Origin of the sequence: Microbacterium aurugineum, from assembly GCF_023101205.1 — a bacterium.
Lineage (GTDB): Bacteria > Actinomycetota > Actinomycetes > Actinomycetales > Microbacteriaceae > Microbacterium > Microbacterium aurugineum.
Window position 1 is genome coordinate 3,584,020 of record NZ_CP078078.1, and the last position, 20,773, is coordinate 3,604,792.

At 68.9% G+C, this 20,773-nt stretch carries 23 protein-coding genes; 19 read left to right on the forward strand and 4 right to left on the reverse strand.

Features of this window, described 5'->3' with window-relative positions; all coding sequences use genetic code 11:
- Window positions 1-55 precede the first annotated feature (55 nt).
- The 8 genes from KV397_RS17220 to KV397_RS17255 all read left to right on the forward strand — a co-directional run bounded on the left by KV397_RS17220 (window position 56) and on the right by KV397_RS17255 (window position 5,898).
- On the forward strand, window positions 56-1,048 hold the full coding sequence (locus KV397_RS17220; RefSeq protein WP_261811837.1) for a TIGR03557 family F420-dependent LLM class oxidoreductase: 993 nt from the start codon (window positions 56-58) through the stop codon (window positions 1,046-1,048).
- Entirely contained in the window at window positions 1,045-1,860 is an 816-nt protein-coding gene (gene cofE / locus KV397_RS17225; RefSeq protein WP_261811838.1) for a coenzyme F420-0:L-glutamate ligase, read from the forward strand. Before KV397_RS17220 ends, cofE begins: the two co-directional genes overlap by 4 nt.
- Window positions 1,857-2,870 (forward strand): glucose-6-phosphate dehydrogenase (coenzyme-F420), encoded by a 1,014-nt coding sequence (gene fgd / locus KV397_RS17230; RefSeq protein ID WP_047524719.1) that lies wholly within the window; start codon window positions 1,857-1,859, stop codon window positions 2,868-2,870. The genes cofE and fgd overlap by 4 nt, the downstream gene beginning before the upstream one ends.
- Before the next feature lie 10 nt (window positions 2,871-2,880).
- Window positions 2,881-3,552 carry a 2-phospho-L-lactate guanylyltransferase gene (gene cofC, locus KV397_RS17235; protein WP_261811839.1) on the forward strand — a complete coding sequence of 224 codons (672 nt, stop codon included), beginning with the start codon at window positions 2,881-2,883 and terminating at the stop codon, window positions 3,550-3,552.
- Window positions 3,549-4,562 (forward strand): 2-phospho-L-lactate transferase, encoded by a 1,014-nt coding sequence (cofD, locus tag KV397_RS17240; protein WP_261811840.1) that lies wholly within the window; start codon window positions 3,549-3,551, stop codon window positions 4,560-4,562. Before cofC ends, cofD begins: the two co-directional genes overlap by 4 nt.
- 112 nt (window positions 4,563-4,674) lie before the next feature.
- Complete coding sequence (locus tag KV397_RS17245) at window positions 4,675-4,953, forward strand: hypothetical protein (RefSeq protein WP_261811841.1); 279 nt, start codon at window positions 4,675-4,677, stop codon at window positions 4,951-4,953.
- Entirely contained in the window at window positions 4,950-5,306 is a 357-nt protein-coding gene (locus KV397_RS17250) for a hypothetical protein (RefSeq protein ID WP_232763106.1), read from the forward strand. The genes KV397_RS17245 and KV397_RS17250 overlap by 4 nt, the downstream gene beginning before the upstream one ends.
- 148 nt (window positions 5,307-5,454) lie before the next feature.
- Window positions 5,455-5,898, forward strand: a complete 444-nt coding sequence (locus KV397_RS17255; RefSeq protein ID WP_134352551.1) for a hypothetical protein — start codon at window positions 5,455-5,457, stop codon at window positions 5,896-5,898.
- 12 nt (window positions 5,899-5,910) lie between these two features.
- Here KV397_RS17255 and KV397_RS17260 read toward each other — a convergent pair whose 3' ends face one another.
- Genes KV397_RS17260 through KV397_RS17270 form a run of 3 tightly spaced genes read right to left on the reverse strand, consistent with a single transcriptional unit; the run spans window position 5,911 to window position 8,770 of the window.
- Complete coding sequence (locus KV397_RS17260) at window positions 5,911-6,723, reverse strand: ABC transporter ATP-binding protein (protein ID WP_261811842.1); 813 nt, start codon at window positions 6,721-6,723, stop codon at window positions 5,911-5,913.
- Window positions 6,720-7,793, reverse strand: coding sequence for a putative F420-0 ABC transporter permease subunit (locus tag KV397_RS17265; RefSeq protein ID WP_407665271.1), 1,074 nt, complete (start codon window positions 7,791-7,793; stop codon window positions 6,720-6,722). The genes KV397_RS17260 and KV397_RS17265 overlap by 4 nt, the downstream gene beginning before the upstream one ends.
- On the reverse strand, window positions 7,790-8,770 hold the full coding sequence (locus KV397_RS17270) for a putative F420-0 ABC transporter substrate-binding protein (RefSeq protein ID WP_261811843.1): 981 nt from the start codon (window positions 8,768-8,770) through the stop codon (window positions 7,790-7,792). The genes KV397_RS17265 and KV397_RS17270 overlap by 4 nt, the downstream gene beginning before the upstream one ends.
- Window positions 8,771-9,000: 230 nt before the next feature.
- On the opposite strand from KV397_RS17270, the gene KV397_RS17275 reads away from it, so the two are divergent.
- The 6 genes from KV397_RS17275 to KV397_RS17300 are packed head-to-tail and all read left to right on the forward strand — an operon-like array spanning window position 9,001 to window position 14,873.
- Window positions 9,001-9,966 (forward strand): alpha/beta hydrolase, encoded by a 966-nt coding sequence (locus tag KV397_RS17275; RefSeq protein WP_261811844.1) that lies wholly within the window; start codon window positions 9,001-9,003, stop codon window positions 9,964-9,966.
- Window positions 9,963-11,369, forward strand: a complete 1,407-nt coding sequence (locus tag KV397_RS17280; RefSeq protein ID WP_261811845.1) for a dihydroorotase — start codon at window positions 9,963-9,965, stop codon at window positions 11,367-11,369. The genes KV397_RS17275 and KV397_RS17280 overlap by 4 nt, the downstream gene beginning before the upstream one ends.
- A gap of 1 nt (window position 11,370) precedes the next feature.
- The gene (locus KV397_RS17285) at window positions 11,371-12,345 is read left to right on the forward strand and encodes an LLM class flavin-dependent oxidoreductase (RefSeq protein ID WP_131493186.1); all 975 of its coding nucleotides are present in this window, start codon (window positions 11,371-11,373) and stop codon (window positions 12,343-12,345) included.
- A 40-nt stretch (window positions 12,346-12,385) separates the two neighbouring features.
- A complete protein-coding gene (locus KV397_RS17290) occupies window positions 12,386-13,213 on the forward strand; it encodes an ABC transporter ATP-binding protein (protein ID WP_232763112.1) in 828 nt (275 codons plus the stop codon).
- On the forward strand, window positions 13,210-14,043 hold the full coding sequence (locus KV397_RS17295) for an ABC transporter permease (RefSeq protein WP_232763113.1): 834 nt from the start codon (window positions 13,210-13,212) through the stop codon (window positions 14,041-14,043). Before KV397_RS17290 ends, KV397_RS17295 begins: the two co-directional genes overlap by 4 nt.
- On the forward strand, window positions 14,040-14,873 hold the full coding sequence (locus KV397_RS17300; protein WP_131493192.1) for an ABC transporter permease: 834 nt from the start codon (window positions 14,040-14,042) through the stop codon (window positions 14,871-14,873). The genes KV397_RS17295 and KV397_RS17300 overlap by 4 nt, the downstream gene beginning before the upstream one ends.
- Window positions 14,874-15,193: 320 nt before the next feature.
- On the opposite strand, the gene KV397_RS17305 is transcribed toward KV397_RS17300, so the two are convergent.
- Window positions 15,194-16,270 (reverse strand): ABC transporter substrate-binding protein, encoded by a 1,077-nt coding sequence (locus KV397_RS17305; RefSeq protein WP_261811846.1) that lies wholly within the window; start codon window positions 16,268-16,270, stop codon window positions 15,194-15,196.
- A gap of 193 nt (window positions 16,271-16,463) precedes the next feature.
- Between KV397_RS17305 and KV397_RS17310 the strand changes: the two genes are divergently transcribed.
- The 5 genes from KV397_RS17310 to KV397_RS17330 are packed head-to-tail and all read left to right on the forward strand — an operon-like array spanning window position 16,464 to window position 20,769.
- A complete protein-coding gene (locus KV397_RS17310) occupies window positions 16,464-17,468 on the forward strand; it encodes an alcohol dehydrogenase catalytic domain-containing protein (RefSeq protein WP_261811847.1) in 1,005 nt (334 codons plus the stop codon).
- A 33-nt stretch (window positions 17,469-17,501) separates the two neighbouring features.
- Window positions 17,502-18,698, forward strand: coding sequence for a CaiB/BaiF CoA transferase family protein (locus KV397_RS17315; protein ID WP_131493198.1), 1,197 nt, complete (start codon window positions 17,502-17,504; stop codon window positions 18,696-18,698).
- Window positions 18,698-19,561, forward strand: a complete 864-nt coding sequence (locus tag KV397_RS17320) for an amidohydrolase family protein (RefSeq protein WP_047524697.1) — start codon at window positions 18,698-18,700, stop codon at window positions 19,559-19,561. Before KV397_RS17315 ends, KV397_RS17320 begins: the two co-directional genes overlap by 1 nt.
- A gap of 21 nt (window positions 19,562-19,582) precedes the next feature.
- Window positions 19,583-20,425, forward strand: a complete 843-nt coding sequence (locus tag KV397_RS17325; protein ID WP_261811848.1) for a DODA-type extradiol aromatic ring-opening family dioxygenase — start codon at window positions 19,583-19,585, stop codon at window positions 20,423-20,425.
- 8 nt (window positions 20,426-20,433) lie between these two features.
- A complete protein-coding gene (locus KV397_RS17330) occupies window positions 20,434-20,769 on the forward strand; it encodes a hypothetical protein (protein WP_156118325.1) in 336 nt (111 codons plus the stop codon).
- Window positions 20,770-20,773: the final 4 nt, after the last annotated feature.

The window sequence follows — 20,773 nt, forward strand, 5'->3', positions numbered from 1 at the left end:
TTGACTTTTGGATCCAGTATCCATTCAATGGAGACAGAGAGGCGAGGAGGCCGACATGCACATCGGATACGCCGCGATGCTCGAGCAGGTCGAGCCGACCGCCGCGATCGAGAACTGCGTCCTCGCCGAGGCGCACGGGTTCCGCGGGATCATGGCCACCGACCACTTCCAGCCCTGGTTGCCTCGCCATCGCAACGCCGCGCACGTGTGGACGATGCTCGGCGCGATCGGTGCCCACACCACCGGCGACCTCGGTCCCGGTGTCACGACCCCCGGTTTCCGCACGCACCCCGCGGTCGTCGCGCAGGCCGCAGCGACCCTTGCCGCGCTCTACCCCGGTCGCGCCTGGCTCGGCGTCGGTTCGGGGGAGGCGCTGAACGAGCACATCGTCGGCGGCTACTGGCCCGAGCCCGCCGAGCGGATCGACCGCATGTTCGAGGCCGTCGACCTGATCCGCAAGCTCTTCACCGCCTCCCTCGCCGGGCGCGACGCACGCCACCGGGGTGAGCACTTCCGGATGGAGACCACTCGGCTGTGGACGATGCCGCCCACCGCGCCGCCGGTCTACATCGCCACCGCGGGACCCGCCACCGCACGTCGTGCCGGCCGCAATGCCGATGGGCTGATCACGACTTCCGCCGAGGTCGAACGCCTCGAACCCCTGCTCGCGCGGTTCGCCGAGGGTGCACGGGAGGCGGGCCACGATCCCGACGGTCTCCCGAAGGTGCTCCAGCTCCGCCTCTCCTGGGCGCCGACCGAGGAGCAGGCGCTCGCCAACGCGCTGTCGGAGTGGCCGATCGCGGGTCTCCGGATGCGCCGGGGCGACGTGCGCTCGCCGTATGACTTCGAACAGCTGGTGCGCGGGGTGACGGCGGAGGACCTGCGCGCGTCGATGCTGATCTCCGCGGACCCCGACGTGCATCGGGCGCAGATCCAGCGCTACGCCGACCTCGGTTTCACGCGCATCTACCTGCACAACGTCGGCCCCGACCAGAGGTCGTTCCTCGAGGTGTTCGGTCGAGACGTCCTTCCGAAGGTGCACGCATGAGCGCCCCCGCGATCACCGTCTTCGCCCTCACCGGCATGGGCGAGGTGCAGCCCGGTGACGACCTCGTGGCCTTGATCCTCGACACCGGCGTCGAGCTCGCGCACGGCGACATCCTCGTGGTCACCTCCAAGATCGTGTCCAAGGCCGAGGGCCGCTACGTGCAGGCCGCCGACCGCGAGGAGGCGATCACCGCCGAGACCGTGCGCCTCGTCGCCTCCCGCACCGCCGACGGCCACACCATGCGCATCGTCGAGAACCGCCTGGGGATGGTCGCCGCGGCCGCCGGTGTCGATGCCAGCAACACTCCCGACGGCTGGGTACTGCTGCTCCCCGAAGACCCCGACCGTTCGGCGCGGACGCTCGCCGCGGGCCTGCGTGCGGCCACGGGGGCGGAGGTGGGGGTGATCCTGAGCGACACCCTCGGGCGTCCCTGGCGAGAGGGACAGACCGACGTCGCGATCGGTGGCGGAGGCGTGCGGATGATCGCCGACCTCCGCGGCACGACCGATCAGGCGGGCAAGGTGCTCAGTGTCACGACCCCGTGCCTCGCCGACGAGCTGGCTGCGGCTTCCGACCTCGTCAAGGGCAAGGCGAGCGGCAACCCGGTCGCCGTGGTGCGCGGACGCCCCGATCTCGTCGGTCCCCTCACCCTGCCCGGTGCGTCGAGCATCGTGCGCCCCTCGGAGCGCGACCTCTTCTGGCTGGGCACCGCCGAAGCACTCGACCAGGGGTACCGCGACGGCTACGCCGCCGCCCTGGCCGCCGTCCACGCACACGAACCGCACGAACACGAACAGAAGGATGCGACATGACACTGACCCTCGGATACAAGGCCAGCGCGGAGCAGTTCGACCCCCGTGAACTCGTCGAGATCTCGGTGGCGGCGGAGGCGCACGGCATGCAGTCCGTGTTCGCCAGCGACCACTTCCAGCCCTGGAGGCACACCGGCGGGCACGCCCCGTTCTCCCTGACCTGGATGGCGGCGGTCGGCGAGCGCACGTCGAGCATCCGCATCGGCACCTCGGTGCTGACTCCGACCTTCCGCTACAACCCGGCCGTGCTCGCGCAGGCGTTCGCGAGCCTGGGCTGCCTGTACCAGGACCGGATCATCCTCGGGGTCGGCTCCGGTGAGGCGCTGAACGAGATCGCGACGGGCTTCCGCGGCGCGGGGGAGCAGGAGTGGCCCGAGTTCAAGGAGCGCTATGCGCGACTGCGGGAGTCGGTGCGCCTGATGCGGGCGCTCTGGTCCGGGGACCGGGTGAACTTCGACGGCGAGTACTACTCGACGCACGACGCCTCGATCTACGACCGGCCCGAGGGCGGTATCCCGATCTACATCGCCGCGGGCGGGCCGATGGTCGCACGCTACGCCGGGCGCGCGGGCGACGGCTTCATCTGCACCTCGGGCAAGGGACGCGAGCTCTACGTGGACCAGCTGCTCCCGGCGGTGGCGGAGGGACTCGAGCAGGCCGAGCGCTCGAGCGACACGTATGACCGGATGATCGAGATCAAGCTGTCCTATGAGGAGACGCGCGACGCGGCACTGGAGAACACCCGCTTCTGGTCGCCGCTATCGCTCTCGAAGGAGCAGAAGCACGACATCACCGATCCGGTCGAGATGGAGAAGGCCGCCGACGCGCTGCCGCTGGAGACGATCGCGAAGCGCTGGATCGTCGGGAACGACCCGGATGCGGTGGCCGCCGAGATCCAGCAGTACATCGACTGGGGCTTCAACCACCTGGTCTTCCATGCGCCGGGTCATGACCAGCGCCGTTTCCTGCAGCTCTTCGAGCGCGACATCGCGCCCCGACTGCGCGGCTGAGGACGCCGACATGCTCCGCGGTGGTGGTGTCGGGCCCTCGGTGCCGGGGGCACCCGTGCGTGAGTGGGTGGTCGTGATCCCGGTCAAGCGGGCCGAGATCGGGAAGTCGCGCCTGCGACTGCCGGGGGTCGAGCGCGAGCCGCTCGCTCGGGCGATCGCACTGGACACCGTCGAGGCCGCCGCGGCCTGTGAGCGGGTCGCCGAGGTCATCGTCGTGACGAGCGACGAGATCACGGCGACCGCGCTCCGCGTGCTGCCCGGCGTGCGGGTCGTGCGGGACCGGGGAGAGGGGTTGGGCGCGGCGATCGCGCTCGGCGTGAGCGCGGCACCGGATGCTCGTCCGCGGGCCGTGATGCTCGGTGACCTCCCGGCGCTGCGCCCGGACGAACTGGCCAGGGCACTCGCCTTCGCGTCTTCGCATCCTCGGGCGTTCGTTCCGGATGCGGAGGGGACGGGCACCGTGCTCGCGACCGCCCGCGCGGGCTTCGAGCTGCGCCCGTGTTTCGGCGATCGCTCGGCCGTCGCCCATCACGAGGCCGGCTTCGCGGAGGTCGGGTTCCCGGTGCTGAGCGGACTGAGGCGTGACCTCGATCATGCCGAGCACCTCCGTGCGGCACGCCGCGCCGGTCTCGGGCCGCGGACCGCGGCGCTCGTGGATCGGCCCCTGGTGCTGGCGTCATGACACTCCCCGCGGCACCACGCGTCGTGGTCCTCGCCGGCGGTGTCGGCGGATCGAAGTTCGTCGTCGGCGTGCGAGAGGCTGCGCGCCGACGTTGGCCCGACGGGGAGGGTGGCACCCGCGCCCGGATCACGGTGATCATCAACACCGGTGACGATCTGTGGCTCAGTGGCCTGCGCCTGCAGCCGGACGTCGACTCGATGATCTATGCCCTCGCCGGGGTGAACGATACCGGGCGGGGGTGGGGCCGAGCCGGAGAGAGCGAGCGAGTGGCAGCGGAACTGGGAGCCTGGGGGGCCGGCTGGCCGTGGTTCACACTGGGGGATCTCGACCTCGGAGCGCATGTCGCGCGCACGGGGTGGCTTCGTGACGGTGCGACGGTCACCGAGGTCGTGGGTCGTCTCGCCGGGCGCTGGCCGCTCGGTGTCCGGTTGCTCCCGATGACGGACTCCGAGGTCGACACGCACGTGACGACCTCGCAGGGGCGCATGCACTTCCAGGAGTGGTGGACGCGGCATCGGGCGGGTCTCCCCGCACAGGGCTTCGACTGGCCGGGCATCGAGCGGTCCGCGCCCGCGCCCGGGGTGCGGGAGGCTCTGGCGGAGGCGGACGCTGTGCTCTTCGCGCCCTCGAACCCCGTGGTCTCGCTCGGCCCGATCCTCGCCGTCCCCGGGATCGCCGAGGCGGTGCGTTCCTCTCCCGGAGCGGTGGTAGGGGTTTCTCCGATCATCGCCGGTGCGCCGGTGCGGGGAATGGCTGATGCGTGTCTCGCCGCGGTCGGAATCCCCGCTGCCGCCGATGCGGTCGGGCGCCACTACGGTGCGCGGACATCCGGGGGGCTGCTCGATGCGTGGGTGATCGCCGAAGAGGATGCCGCGCTCGCCGTCGCGCTCGAGGCCGAGGGGCTCTCCGCCCCGGTGCATCCGCTCTGGATGCGCGACCGCGACACCGCCGCCGCGCTCGCCGGAGCCGTGCTCGACCTGGTCGACGAGGTCCGGAGGACGCGGGACTAGGTCCTGATGTGCCTGTCCACACCTCATCCAACGCTGCCTATCGGTTCGGGCGTGCGTCTCGGCCCATTTTATCGGCTTACTTTATTGGCTCGGATTGGATAAGATCGAGGCCGTGGCACCATCCTGGGCGAAGTCGGCGGGCAAGCACGGCGTCGATCGTCGAGATGCCATGTATGCGCTCCTGCATCCGAACTATGTTCGCGACATGGAGGACAACGGCGACGGCACGGTCAACCGGCTCTTCATCGGTCCCGAGCACGCACAGACCGAGCGGGAGCTTGAGGTGATCGTGCGGGTGGCTGTGGACGGTTCCGGACGAGAGGCGGTCATCTTTCACGTCATGCAGTTGGGGCCGGCGATCCGGCGATACCGAGAGGAGAATCCGGAATGAGTGGGAAGAACATCGATTACGACGCGTTGAGCGATCGCTATGCGGACCCGGACGCGACGTTCACGGCCGTAGGTCCCGCGCTGACCGGCGAGGCGGCCGCTGCCGCTGGCCGTGAGTTCGCGATCGCCGAGTACGGATCGGTCGAGGCAATGGAGGGCGAGATTCGCCGGGGCCGTCCCCGCATCGGTGCGGAGCCCCAGCGCGCGGCGACGGCGCGCACAGTGCGAGCCACGCTCTCCGATCGGGACTGGGAGGCGTTCGAGCAACTGCGTGCACAGAGGGGTGCGCGACAAGCAGAACTGGTCCGTGAGGCCGTGCACCAGTACCTCGTGGGCCAGCGACTGGCCGGGTGACTCCGCCCCCGGACCTTAGACGTTCGGCGAGAGATCTGGACGAAAGTCGCCAATATATCGGCGTAATGAGACGTGCCCTCGACCCGTCTCATCAGTGGGAGCAATGCTCGGCCGATCACGGTGCGAGCTCATCGGGCGGAGGGGCCTCATGAACGGACGAAACGGAGTGACTCAGCTCTTCGAGGAGCTGGAAGTCGAATGCGGCGCAAGTGTGGAGTGCATCACGGACCGGGTGTCGGTCCTGCAGGGGGTGGACATCGAGGTCGAGCTGCTCGGCGAGGGGGAGTGGGCGAGCATCGCGCCCTTCGTGCTCGTGAACGGTGATCGCGCGCGGATCCTCCTCCGGGAATCCGACCCGCGGTGGTACCGGCTGCACGTCGTGGTCCACCAACTGGCGCATCTGCTGTGCGGGCACACGCAGTGCGCGGCGCTGCCCATGTCGTTCGAGGGGTCGCCGGATCCGACGCCGGCCGACCGTCTCACCCACGAGCTCCTTCACCGACAGGAAGCAGAGGCGGAAGAGATCTCCCGGCGGCTGAGCGCGTTCGTCCTCGCTGCGGACTCCGCGCCGTCGCGCGCCCTGCTCGTCTAGTCCAGGCGATCGTCACCGTCCCAGGACGGGAACCGGCGCCTCGTCGAACACGATCAGGGGGCGATCGCTGTCCGGTCGGGAGAGGACCACGGCGTCGACGTTCCACACCCGGGCGATGAGCTCGCGGGTGAGGACCTCCTGTGGCGACCCGGCCGCCTGCACATGACCGTTCGCGACGACCACGATCCGATCGGCGAAGGCCGCCGCATGGTTCAGGTCGTGCAGTGCCGCGAAGACGGTCATCCCATCCCCGGCGAGTGAGCGCAGCAGCGTGAGGGCGTCGAGCTGGGCGCGGATGTCGAGATGGTTCGTCGGTTCGTCGCACAGCAGAAGTGCCGGACGCTGCGCCAGGGCCCTGGCGAGGTTCACGCGCTGACGCTCGCCGCCGGAGAGGGTCGCCGCATCGCGGTCGGCGAACGCGAGGGCACCGGCACGGCGCAGTGCCGTCTCCGTGGCCGCGGCGTCCGTCGCCTCGCTCTCGAACGACAGCCAGCCCCGGTGCGGAAGGAGCCCGAGTGCGACGATGTCGCGTCCCGTCATTCCCTCGGCCGCCGACCACTCCTGCTCCACCAGGGCCACCCGCTGCGCGCGCTCCCGGCGCATCATCGTCAGGAGCGGGTCGCCGTGCAGGCGGACCGACTCGACCTCGCCGCGCAGCGTGCCGGCGATCAGTCGCAACAGCGTGCTCTTGCCCGAACCGTTCGGGCCGAGCAGAGCGGTCACCGCCCCGCCCGGTGCGGTGAGATGCATCCCGTCGAGGATGAGCCGATCGCCGCGACGGAAGCGGATGCGCCGGGCGTCGAGCCCGTCTCGGTGATCGGTCATGTCCGGTTCCTCCGCATCCGCAGCATCAGCAGCGCGAACACCGGTCCGCCGATGAGCGCGGTCACGATCCCGACCGGGAGCTCGCGCGGTTCGAACACGGTGCGGGCGATGGTGTCGGCCCAGATGAGGAACACCGCCCCGGCGAGGAACGAGACCGGCAGCAGCGCGCGATGCCGGGCGCCGACGACCGCACGCACCGCGTGCGGGAGAATCAGCCCGACGAATCCGATCGAGCCGCTGACCGCGACCAGCGCACCGGTCAACAGGGCCGTGCAGAGGAAGAGGAGCACCCGCATCCGGGTGACCGGCACGCCCAGGGCTTCGGCGGCGGTGTCCCCGAGCGCGAGGCTGTCGAGCGGACGGGCCGACGCCAGCAGGGGGATGGCGCAGACGAGCACGGCGACACCGGCCAAGGTCGCATCCGCCCAGTTTGCGCCGCCGAGGGAGCCGAGCAGCCAGCTGAGGATCTCGCGGTAGCTGTCGTTCGTCGCACTCCAGAAGATCACCAGGCTGGTCAGCGCGGCGAGCACGGCCGACACCGCGAGCCCCGCGAGCACCACGGCGGTCGGTCCCGCGGAGCCGGCGGCGCGGGCGAGGCCGAGCGTCAGCACGAGAGCGAGCACCGCACCGGCGAAGGCCGCGAACGGCAGCGCCACCGCGGCGCCGAGGACGATCACGATCACCGCGCCCGTGGACGCGCCCGACGACAGCCCGAGCAGATACGGATCGGCGAGCGGGTTGCGGGTGAGTGCCTGCATCACGGCACCGCAGAGGGCCAGACCACCACCGACGGCGGCCGCCGTGAGCACGCGGGGCACACGTCCCTCCCAGATGATCGCGTCGCGGATCGGGGTGAGGCCGCTGGTCGCCCCGGTCAGGTGCGACCACACGCTCGCCAGGAGCTCGCCAGGGGTGATGTCGGCCGGTCCGATCGCGACGGCCGCGATCACGGTGACGGCGAGGGTGGGCAGCAGCACGGCGATGGCAGAGACCGTGCGCCGCCGTCTCGGGTGGGTGGTCGATGCCGCCGCGACCGGGACCGCCGCCCGCAACGGGACAGTGACGCTCACTGTTCTCCGAGCTGGGTCACGATCGACTCCACGGCGTCAACGTTGCGGATCCCCGCCTCGGTGGCGGGGAAGTCGACGATCACGAACCGTTGGTTCTGCACGGCGTCGAGCTCGGATGTGACCGGGTTCGACGTGAGCAGCGCGATCTTGGACTCCGCGGTGTTCCACGCGGCATCCACCAGCACGATCACGTCGGGGTCGGCCTCGGCGATCAGCTCCCAGGAGCTCGACGTCCAGGTGTCGTGCACGTCGGCGAACACGTTGTCGAGGCCGGCCGCCGACATGATCATCTGCGGTGCCCCGATGCCCGCACCGACGAACGGCTGGTCCGTGCCCGAGGAGTACCAGAGCGCCGTGAGTCCGCGCTCGTCCGGGGCGATCGCGTCGAGGGCGGCGCGCTGCTCCGCGATCAGCGCGGACGCGGCATCCTGTTCGCCGAGCAGCTTGCCGGCCTCGGCGAAACCGTCGAAGACGGCGTCGAAGGTGAGCGGGTCGGGCATGTAGCCCGGCGCCTTGCAGGCGGCGGGCGCGACGTAGGTGGTGATGCCGAGCTTCTGCAGGTCGGCGCGCTCGCCGGCACCGTCGACCGAGAAGTTCGACTCCCACCCGGCGAACACCAGGTCGGGCTCGAGCTCGAGCACGGCCTCCTTCGACGGCACCTTGTCGGAGACGACGTCGATGCCTTCCGCGCTCGCTGCGAGATCGTCCGGCAGGGGTCCGTCGGAGAAGGCGGAGCCGATGATGCGGTCGCCGGCGCCGAGCGCCAGGGCGAGTTCGAGCGTCGAGGACTTGATGGTGAGGATCCGCTGCGGGGCGGCCTCCACAGACACCTCGGTGCCGCAGTTGTCGAGGACGAGGGGTTTCGGATCGGCGGCGGCGGCGGGCGTTGTGGGAGCGCCGTTGCATCCGCTCAATCCGGCGGCGACGAGGAGGGCGAGGAGCGGGGTGGCGGCGAGGGCGCGGGTGGTGGCAGGCATGGTTCTCCGGAAGACGAGGAAGGGAAGGGCGCAAGCGAGAGCACGTTCGCAGTCCAAGTCGGGACCACCGGCGTCGGCCAATCGGGTCGACGCGATGCGGTCATGCTAGCGCGGATTTTGGATCCAAATCAATACTGGATTCTGGATCCAAAATGAGTGATGATGGGAATCGCCCCACCGCAGCGGCGCAGATCGCCGATCGCGACGCCGCGTTCAGCCGAGAGGAACCCATGCAGACCACATCCGTCTCGTACTTCAGCGAGGGGCAGCGCATCTCCGCCGTGTGGCGCACCCCCGATCACGCGGGCCCCTACCGTGCGCTCGTGCAGGGGCCGGGCTGGCTCGGGCTCAAGGATGCCAAGCTCTACGTCCGCTATCACGAAGCCCTCGTCCAGGCGGGCTTCGCCGTGCTCGTGATCGACTACCGCGGTTTCGGCGACTCCGAGGGCGACCGCGGCTACCTGTCCCCGGCCTGGCAGCTCGAGGACCTCGTGAACGCCGTGACCTACCTCACCACGCGCGAGGACGTGATCGCCGACGCGATCGGGGTGTTCGGAACGGGCGGGACGGGAGGCGGCAACGCCGTGCTCCTGGCCGACGCCGACCCGCGCATCAAGGCCGCTGTGAGCCAGGTGCCCGTCGCCGACGGTGAGGACTGGCTGCACCGCATGCGCAGCGAGTATGAATGGCTCGACTTCCAGAAGTCCCTCGCCGAAGACCGCCGGCTGCGCGTCACCGAGGGGAAGGGGCGGATCGTGCACCCCCGCGAGGAGATCATGATCCCCACGGCCGAGCGTCGCGCCACGAAGATCAAGGCCGACGTCGACGACCGCATCCCGACCGCCGTCCCGCTTGCGTGCGCCGAGGGCATCCTCGCCTACCGGCCCATCGACGCGGCGTCCCGCCTGACCACGCCGCTGCTCGTGATCGGCGTCGAAGGCGATGCGACCACGCCGACCGACCACGCCGAAGCGCTGTACGAGGCCGCCCGTGGCCCGAAGCAGCTCATCATGCAGCGGCACACCACCCACTACGCCGCCTACGACGCCTACTGGGAGCAGACCACTCCGGTGATCGTCGAGTGGTTCGACCGGTACGTGCGGCCGGCGCATCTCATCCACCGGTCGTCGCCGTCGCCCGCGATCGGCGAATCCATCACCACAGAATCCGTCAGCAAAGAGGAGGTCGCGCGATGAGCGTGGATCTGAAGATCACCGGTGGCACCGTCGTCACCCCCGCAGGGCCGGTGCAGGCCGACCTGCTCGTCGCCGACGGCAAGGTCGCCGGCATCGTCGCGGGAGGCACCGAGATCCCGGCCGCGCGCACGATCGATGCCGCGGGAAAGCTCGTGCTCCCCGGAATGGTCGACGTGCATGTGCACACCCGCGAACCCGGTTACGAGCACAAGGACGACATCTACACGACGAGCCTGCAGGCTGCGGCCGGCGGCGTCACCACGATGTTCGGGATGCCGAACCTCAAGCCGCCGACGACCGACGTCGCGACGCTGACCGACGTGTTCCGTCGGTACGAGGAATCATCGATAGTCGACTGGAACCACAACCCCGCGCCGACGAAGTTCGACGAGATCGCCGGCATGAGCGAGATGGGGATCCGGGCGTACAAGATCTACATGGTCGTCGACACCGGCCGCGACTATCCGCACCCCTCCGGTACCGGCATCCACAACCACGGGCACCTGCTCGAGATCATGGATCACATCGCCCAGACCGGCAAGCGCTTCATCGTGCACCCGCACGACCAGGCGCTCATGGACTACATCGAGGGCGCCTATCTCGCCCGTGGTGAGAACACCCCGGAGGGCTACGCCTCGGCCTACGCGGCTCGCGAGGGCGTGATCTGGGACACCGCGATCGACGTCGTGCTGCGTCTCGCGGAGGCCTCCGGCTGCCCGGTGCACATCGCGCACATCCAGACCCGACGCTCGATCGAGGCCGTGCGCCGTGCCAAGCAGAACGGCATCGACGTCACCTGCGAGGTCAACCACTGGGCACCGTTCCTGTCGACGTGGAATGACGTCGAGACACTCGGACCGTACGCGCTCAGCTACTGGGTGCCCGACGACAACCGCGCCGCCGTCTGGGAGGGCATGCGTGACGGGACGATCGACATCGCCGCGAGCGACCACGCCCCGCACACCCGCGAGGAGAAGGAGGTCGGGTGGACCAAGATGTGGAGTTCGCACACCGGCACACCCGGCATCCAGTACTACTACGAGCTCATGCTCGACGCCGTGAACAAGGGTGAGCTCGACCTGCAGCGCGCGATCGACATGGTCGCCCACATCCCCGCCGCCAAGTTCGGCCTGGAAGGGGTCAAGGGCTCTCTCGCCATCGGGGCGGACGCCGACATCGTGATCGCCGACCTCTCCGAGGAGTGGACCATCACCAACGACGGCGTGCTGTCGAAGATCGGCTGGACCCCGTATGACGGACGCACCATCAGTGCGCGCATCCAGCGCACCCTCGTGCGCGGCGTCGACGTCTACGTCGGCGACGAGGTCACCGGCGACCGCACATTCGGAAAGCTCGCCGCATCGGCGGAAGACAGGGCGGCGTTCGCCGCGGAAGGGAACTGACATGAAATTCGGACTGCTGCTGCCGCACTTCGGCGAGGAAGCGAGCAAGGAGAAGCTCCTGGAGGGGTCGAAGCTCGCCGAGAGCTTCGGATTCGACTCCGTCTGGGTGCGCGACCACCTGGTCTTCGAACCGCACGGGGAGATGGAGAAGCCGAACCGCACGTTCTACGACGCGCTGACCACCCTCACCGCCATCGGCGCCGTCACCGAGAAGATCGAGCTCGGCACCGGATCGCTGATCCCGTTCCGTCACCCGCTGGTCACGGCGCTCATGGCGGGGACGATGACGCAGCTGCTCGGCCCGCGCCTGATCCTCGGCTTCGGTGCCGGAACCTTCGACCACGAGTTCGAGGCGATCGGCTGGGGCGACCTGGACCGCGTCGAGATGGTGCGTTCGAACGCCGAGATCCTGCGCCGGGTGTTCACCGAGAACGACGTCACCTACGACGACGGCATCTTCTCGTTCGAGAACGTCACCATCGAACCGAAGCCCGTGGGAGGACGCATCCCGTTCTGGTACTGCGGCGCCACCCCGCGTTCGGCCCGTCTCGCGGCGGAGTTCGCCGACGGATGGATGCCCGGACGCACCGGACTCCTCACGATGGAGAAGCGCATCCAGACCATGCGCGAGATGACGGACGAGAACGGCCGACCGATGCCGACCGTCGCCGTCATCCCGCCGACCTCGATCGAGGACACGCGCGAGGAGGCCTTGAAGCACGTGAACATCCCGGGGCTTCTCGCCTGGGCCAACAAGGCCAAGTTCGCGGTGAAGCCGCCGTCCGGCAGCTTCGAAACCGTCGAAGACCTCGAGGGCCAGCTCATCGTGGGTGACCCCGACCAGGCCGTCGAGCAGATCCGGCGGTTCGAGGAGGTCGGCACCGAGCACCTCGTGTTCGACTTCCGGTTCAAGTTCGATCGGTTCTTCGAGCAGATCGAACTCCTCGGCACCGAGGTGCTTCCTAAGCTGCGATAAGCCGCGCACCGACGCGCGGCGATGAGACGAGAGGTCGACGATGACTGACGTGAACCACACCGTACGGGACTCGGCGGATCCGCTGATCTCGGTCACCGGGCTCTCGGTGAGCTATGACGTCGCGCGGACGGGGAAGAAGCTGATCGCCATCGAGAACGTCGACCTCGACGTGTTCGAGGGCGAGTTCATCACGGTGCTCGGCCCGTCGGGGTGCGGCAAGACGACGTTCATGAACGTCATCGCCGGCCTCGTCGCGCCGAGCACCGGATCCGTCCTCGTCGATGGGCAGCAGGTCGAGGGGCCAGGGCCGGACAGGGCCGTCGTCTTCCAGGACTACGCGCTCCTGCCCTGGCGCTCCGTGTTCGACAACGTGAAGTTCGGACTCGAGATGCAGAAGGGCCTGCGCACCGCCGACTGGCGGGCGAAGGTGCAGGAGGCCATCGACATGGTCGGGCTCAAGGGGTTCGAGTCCTCGTATCCCCGAGAGCTCTCCGGTGGCATGCAGCAGCGTGTCGGCCTCGCCCGCGCGTTCGTCGCCGAGCCGCGCATCCTGCTGATGGATGAGCCGCTCGGCGCCGTCGATGCGCTGACCCGCGAGGTGATGCGCGACGAGATCGAGAAGCTCATCGAGGCGACGGGCAAGACCGTCCTCTTCATCACGCACTCGATCGAGGAGGCGATCCTCCTGGGCGACCGCATCGTCGTCTTCAAGAGCCACCCCGGGGCGATCAAGGAGATCATCACGACCGACATCCCGCGCCCGCGCTCGGAGCGCTCGGTGCAGCACGACCCACGCTTCCTCGAACTCCGCGACCACCTCTGGGAGGCGCTGGAAGGGGAGGCGACGGCGGCGGCGGTGTCGAAATGACCGCGCTCCTGGCCACCGGTCCGAATCTCGGCAGGGGTGGTGTCGCCGCCTGGCTCGCCGGGCTGAGCGCGAGGGGCAAGGCCGCCGTCATCGCGGTCGAGGTCGTGATCCTCCTCGTGCTGTGGCAGTTGGTGGTGGGTGTGCTCGGGTGGATCAGCCCGGTCTTCCTCCCTCCGCCCCTGGCCATCGCGCAGGGGTTCGGGGAGATCGTGGCCAACGGATCACTCGCCGCCAACGCCGGGGTCTCGGCGCAGGCATGGCTGACCGGTTTCGCGCTGGCCGTGGTCGTCGGCATCCCGGTCGGACTCCTCATGGGCACCTCGCTCCCGGTCGATCGGGTGATCGGGCCGATCGCCTGGACGATTTACGCCACGCCGTCGATCGCGTATCAGCCGCTCGCGAAGGCCTGGTTCGGCTTCGGGATCGGTCCGGTGATCTTCCTCGTGACGATCAGTGCGATCTTCCCGATCCTGCTCAACGTCGCCGCCGGTATGCGCACCACGAACCCCTCCATCATCCGCGCCGCGCGTGTGTATGGCGCGGGACGAATGCGGCTGTACCGCTCGGTCTACCTGCCGTCGACGATCCCGTTCCTGTTCGCGGGCCTCCGGCAGGCGGTGGTGCTCGCCACGATCGGCATGGTCGTGGCGGAGCTCGCCGGTTCTTCGAGCGGCATGGGCGCACTCATCATCCGCGCCTCGAACACGTATCAGACCGATCAGGCGTTCGCGGCGATCGCGGTCGTCGTGCTGTGGAGCGTGGGGATGACGCAGGTGGTCACGGCCATCGAACGCGGCGTCGCACCGTGGACGAGGAAGGGCAAGCGATGAGCGTGGTCTCGGCAACCGGAACGGTCCGAATCGTGCGGCCACGGCGCGTGGTGCGCTCCGGGGAGGGCAGGTGGACGCTGCTCCTGATCGGCGTCGTCGCCGCGGTGCTGCTCCTCTGGGAGGCGGTGGTCAGCTGGTTCCAGTGGATTCCCGCCGCGTTCCTGCCGGCCCCCAGTGCGATCGCCGTCGCGTTCGGTCAGCTCATGGTCGACCCGGAGTTCTGGTCGGCGTTCGTGTTCAGCGTCACGAACCTCCTGATCGGCCTCGCCATCGCGATCGTCGTCGGCGTGGTCGTGGGGCTCGCGGTCGGCTGGTCGCCGGTGCTGCGCTTCATGGTCGCGCCGTTCCTGTGGGTGCTGTACTCGACCCCCAAGGTCGCGTTGGCCCCGCTGTTCATCCTCGGACTCGGGCTGGGCAGCGAGTCGAAGATCGCGCTCGTCATCCTGTTGGCCGTGTTCCCCATCCTGCTGAACACGATGGAGGGCGCGGTCACCGTGAACCCATCGCTCGTCAACGCGGCACGGGTGTACGGCGCCAAGGGGATCGGACTCGGCTGGAAGGTGATCTTCCCCGCCACGCTTCCCTACAGCCTCTCCGGGATCCAGCGCGGTGCTGCGCTCGGCTTCACGGGAGAGGTGCTCGGTGAGTTCCTCGGCGGGACCGGCGGCCTCGGTCACCTGCTGGAGTTCGCCGCCTATCAGTTCCGGATGGATGAGGCGATCGCGATGGTCGTGGTGATGGTCATCATCGCGAACCTCACGCTGCTGCTCATCTCGGTTCTCCGCCGTCGACTCGCTCCCTGGTACGACGAGCGCAAGATCGTCGGCTGATCCGCCACTTCGACTCCCGGTCCCCGTCTCATGCGCGACGGGGGCCGGGTCTTTCGTCGCGTCGTCCGCCCCTTTCTTGCTGCGGGATCAAAACCGCACCTGAGACACACCTCGAAGGTGCACTTTCCGTCCCGCAACCTGCGGCGCGAGCCCCGGGCCCGAGCCCCGGACACGGCTCGCAGCACATGCGAAGAGGCCCCACCGCCATGCGCAACGGTGGGGCCTCTTCGTGTGACGGGTGCCGAAAGCTGTTCCCGTCGCGATATGTCACGCCAAACAGCGAAGTAGCGTGCGTTTTCGCGACGGGAACAGCCTGTCGGTCACGGGTAGGGCAGTGTCGCCGGTCCTGCGTTGTCGAGGCCGAGGAGCTCCTGAGCCTTGAACAGGTACGCCAGTTGAGCGTCGTCGAAGTCGAGGGGCTCGAGCTTCTGCGTCTCGATGGTGGTGTCCCACGCCTCGCCGTCGAAGTACAGGTTCGGGCAGGCGAGGTGTCCGTCGAGGATCCAGACGCTGTCCGACTCACGCAGCTCCGCGACGTCGAAGTCGTTGGCCTCGTAGATGTCCAACGCCTCCTCCGCGTTCTCGGGGAACTCGCCGGGCGCGGGAGCCGTCATGAAGTCGGTGCCCTTGAGCGTGGCGCGCAGGAACCGGACCAAGGTGTTCGGATTCTCCTGCGCCCACTGGGTGCCGGCGATCTGCACGTCGTTGGCCCAGTTGCGCAGCGATTCGACGACGATGTTCGCACCGTGTTCCTCGAGGGCGGCGCGATCATCGGCGTAGAAGGGCTGCAGCGAGATCTTGTCGTTGACGAAGAACTCCGTCCACGATTCCGATCCGGGGCCGGGGTAGACGACCTCGGTGTTGACGGACGAGACGTCCCAGCCCTCCTCCTTGAGCACCTGGGCTCGCTGGAACTCGGCCGGATCGCCGGGGGTGCCCGCCAGCACGATGGAGGTGCCGTCGAGGTCCTCGACGCTCTCGATGTCGGACTGCACCGCGAAGTCGAAGTTCTGCCGGCAGTAGTGCCCGGAGACCAGGTCGATCTCGACGCCGCCGCGGATGGCGTCGATCACGGTGCCGGTGGATTCGACGCCGATGTCGGCACTGCCGCTGGCGACGGCGGCGGTGACGTTGTCGGCGGTGATGACCTCGACGGTGAGGCCCTCCTCCTCGTAGTAGCCGAGATCCGTCGCGAGGACGTACATCGAGTACATCGTGACGTCGGGGAAGGGGATCGCCACCGTGATGTCGGTGTCTTCGGCGGCTCCGGGTTCACCGTCGCCGAGCTCGACGGGTTCTTCCGGTGTCGGCGTCGGCGAGGCGCAGGCGGCGAGCAGCATCAGTGCTGCTGTGCCGCCGACCACGGCGAGGCCGAGTCTGTTTCGTGTCGTGCGCATGACTCTCCATTCGGGCAAGTGCGTGCGACTCCTCCGTGGAGTGGGGCGCCTCACGCGGATTTTGGGATACGGTATCCAATTTGGGTTCCGGTGTCCATCGTTTGGGGGATATCGTGCTCGAACAGGGTCTAGACGTCCGAGATGAAAATTGGATACAGTATCCGAAACAGATTCCCGCGATGAAGAGGTGAAGATGCGAGCCGCTGTGCTGAGCCGCCATGATCTGGACGGTCTGACCGTCGCGGAGACGGCTGTGCCGACGCCCGGCACCGGCGAAGTGCTCGTGCGCGTCGACACCGTCGGGGTGAATCAGCTGGACCTCAACGTCATCGCCGGCACCGGGCCGGGCGCGCAGGCGCAGCTGCCCCGCATCCTCGGGATCGATCCTGCCGGCGAGATCGTCGCAGTCGGAGCGGGTGTCGATCCGGAGCGCGTCGGCCAGGCCGTCGTGGTCAAGCCCAACATCGCCTGCGGCGTCTGTGCGCACTGCCAGGCGGGCGACGAGGCCGACTGCCCGCGTCAGACCGTCGTCGGCGTGCATCGCGACGGGGGAGCAGCGGAGTTCGTCGTCACCCCCGCGCGCAACGCGATGGACCGTCGGGGCCTCGACGCTGCGCAGGCGACCGCCGTCGTCCACAGCGCGTCCATCGTGATCAACGCCGTCCGCACCGTCGCACTCACGGCAGGCGAGCGGGTGCTCATCACGGGTGCCGGTGGGACACTCGGCCGCGCGGCGGTCGCGATCGCCCTCGCTCGCGGCGCAGACGTCGTCGCCGCGTCTCGTCGAGCCCTCACGGCGCTCGGCGAGGAGCAGATCATCCAGGCTCCGGATGCTGCGGCTCTGGGCTCTGCGGTCAGCGGAGGAGAGGGCTTCGACGTCGTCCTCGACGTGTCCGGGCACGCTCCGACGTTGAGAGCCGGGATCTCGGCCCTGCGGTGGGGAGGCAGAGCCGTGTTCTGCGCCGCCTCCGTCGACAGCGATCTGCGCATCGACGCTCGCGACTTCTACCTGCGCCGCAAGCGGCTGGCCGGCGTGGCCAGTGCCCGCTACGACGACGTGGCTGAGGCGCTCGCACTCGCGGCTGCCGGTGCGCTGCCCTCGCTCGTCGGCAGCCGCTACGCGTTCGACGACGTCGCCACGGCGTATCGCGACTTTCCCCGCAAGGGCGAGGGGAAGGTCATCGTCGATGTGCGATGACCGCCCTCGGTATCGAAGAGGAGACCAGACGTGATGAGCACTGCACTGCCGGGCGCCGGAGCGCTGGCCGGGATCCGCGTGATCGAACTCGGTCAGTACATCTCGGGTCCGTTCGCGGCGAAGCTGTTGGCCGACCTCGGTGCCGACGTGGTCAAGGTCGAATCGCCCGAGGGCGACCCCATGCGCCGATGGGAGGGGCGGGCGACGATGAGCCCGCAGTTCGCTGCGTACAACCGGGGCAAGCGAGGGGTCGTGCTCGACCTGAAGAGCGCTGAGGGCCTCGCCGCGCTGTTCGCCCTGGTCGATGACGCGGACATCGTGCTCGACAACTTCCGTCCGGGTGTCGCCGCACGGCTCGGATTCGGTCCGGAGGACCTGCACGCCCGCAACCCGCGGATCATCTCGTGTTCCATCACCGGTTTCGGTCCCACCGGCCCTGCCGCGAAGCGTCCCGCTTACGACACCGTGATCTCCGCCACCGGCGGCATGTACAGCCAGGTCGTCCCCGCGTCCACGATCCGCCCGCTCGGTCCGGCGTTCTCCGATCTGCTCTCCGGGATGTCGGCCGTGCAGGCGGTGCTCGCCGCACTGCACGCTCGCGATGTGAGCGGGGTCGGGGAGCATGTCGAGGTGACGATGGTCGGCGCACTGCTGGACTTCCTCACCGAGTCGGCGTCGGCATTCCTCGAGACGGGGCAGGTCTCCTCGCCCGATTCGCGGCCGCGTCGGGCGCAGGCCTACGCGTGCCGGGGGTCAGACGACAAGGCCTTCGTGATCCACATGTCGGTGCCGGAGAAGTTCTGGACCGGGCTGCTCGACGTGCTGGAGCGGCCCGACCTCGCCGAGGATCCGCGCTTCTCGACCCGTGAGGGGCGTGTGCGCAACTACGACGAGCTGGACGCGGTGCTCAAGGAGATCGCGGCGGCCCGTCCCCGCCAGTACTGGCTCGACCGGCTCGCCGCGCACGACATCCCGCATGGGCCGCTGAACACGATGGGTGATCTGTTCGATGACCCGCAGATCGCGAGCATGGGGCTGGTCGAGGAGATCGACGGGCCGGACGGCGCACTGCGCGTGCCGGCCCCCAGCATCCGCTTCCAGCGTTCCGGTCGGCCGGAGCTGCGCTATGCACCCGCACTCGGGGCCGACACCGAAGCGTTGACCGGGCTGCGGTCCGGATCCCTGGCCACCGACTCCGAACCCGCACCCGCGAAGGAAGGGGCTGCCTGATGCCCGGCATCGACGACCTCGTCGCGATCGACGTTCACACCCACCCGCAGACCGAGGAGTTCATCGCGGCGATGGGCCGGAGGCACTCCCAGATGGCCGCCCACTTCGGGCGCGAGCGGCCGGTCGTGTCCTTCGCCGAGCAGGCGGATCAGTATCGCGAACGCAAGATGATGGCCGTCATCGTGAACTCCGACTCGGAGACCACGAGCGGGATCAAGGGTGCGCCGAACGATCTCCTCGGAAAGGCGCAGCAGGACCACCCCGACGTCTTCCTCGCCTTCGCCGGCATCGACCCGTGGAAGGGCGAGGCCGCGGTCGCCGAGATCCGACGGATGCACGACGAGTACGGCATCAAGGGCGTCGGCGAGCTCAATCCGTCCCGGCAGAAGTTCCTCGCCAACGATCGGCGCTTCTTCCCGATCTGGGAGACCTGCGCCGAACTCGGACTCGTGGTGATGTTCCACTCCGGCTTCCCCGGCGCCGGCGCGGGCACCCCGGGCGGTGGCGGCTACCGGCTCGAGAACGCCCGCCCCGTGCCGTACATCGACGACGTGGCTGCCGAGTTCCCCGAACTGAACATCATCAGCGCCCACCCGGCCTGGCCGTGGCACCTCGAGAACCTCGCGATGGTCTGGCACAAGTCGAACGTGTACCTCGATCTGTCCGGCTGGGCGCCGAAGTATCTGCCGCCGGAAGTGGTCCGCTACGCCGACTCGCTGATCTCCGACCGTGTCCTCTTCGGGTCGGACTGGCCCGTGATGACCGCGGATCGGTGGATGACCGAGTTCGACGCGCTCGGACTGAAAGAGGAGTCGCGCCGGAAGATCCTGCTCGACAACGCACGGAAGCTGTTCCGACTGTGAGCACCTGGGAAGGAGCCGATCGTGGCTGAACTCGTCATGGCCGCCGCGACCCCGCACAACCCGTTGCTGTGGCGGGCGATGCGCGAGCCGATGCCCGATGATCTGGTCGCGGTCGAGGCGAACTTCCGGCGCATCCGCGAGGCCATCGCCGATGCCGGAGTCGACACGCTCATCGTGCTCGGCACCGATCACGTGCGCCAGTTCTTCTCCGACAACTCGCCTGCGTTCATCGTCGGCCGGGCTGCGTCGTACCACGGGACCTACGAGAACGAGGTGCGCACCTTCGGCATGGAGTACGCCGAGCTGACCGGCAGCCCCGAGCTGGCGACGCAGATCACCGGCCGCGAGGTGCTGCCCGAGACGATCGACTTCTCGGTGTCGCACGAGTGGCGCCTCGACCACAGCTTCGTGCTCCCGTTGCAGTACGTGCGGCCCGAGCTCGACCTGCCGATCGTGCCGATCCATGCGAACTCGATCCTGCCGCCGTTGCCGACCGCCGCGCGCTTCGCCGCTCTCGGGCACTACCTGCGCACCGCGGTGGAGTCGTGGGACAACGATGCGAGGGTGGGGCTGCTCACCTCGGGGCACATGGCCACAGACGTCGGGGGACCGCGCACGTTCAACGGCTCCCCCGATCCCGAGTTCGATGCCGAGGCCGTCGCCTGGATGCGTGACGGCGACCTCGAAGGAGCGATCGCCGGGTGCCGCTTCGACCGGATCATGGCAGCGGGCAACGTCACCTACCAGTACGTGAACATCGTCGCCGCGCTCGCCGCGATGCAGGGTCGACCGGCGGAGCTCGCCGAGGCCACGACCTCGCGCTTCGCTTCCAGTCCTTTCTTCCTCTGGGGGGCCGCGTCGTGAGCCGATACATGATGAACAAGTTCATCCGCGCCGTCGAGATGAGCACCGCGAACGTGAACGCGTACGTGGCTGACACCGAGGGCTTCGTCGATCGTTGGCTCGCCGGAGGAGCGGGTACGGACGCCGTCGCCGACGACCGGGTGCTGACCCCGGAGGAGCGTGTCGCCTTCGTGAACCGTGACTACGGTGCGCTCTACGGCTTGGGCGCGCATCCGTATCTGCTCTGGCACTTCACGGAGGCGGTCTACGAGCACGAGTACACCGAGGGGTTCGGATGGCGTGACCTCGTGGAGCGGTATCGCGCGGCGATCATCCCGTACGGCGAGGTCGACGACATCCCCTGACGTC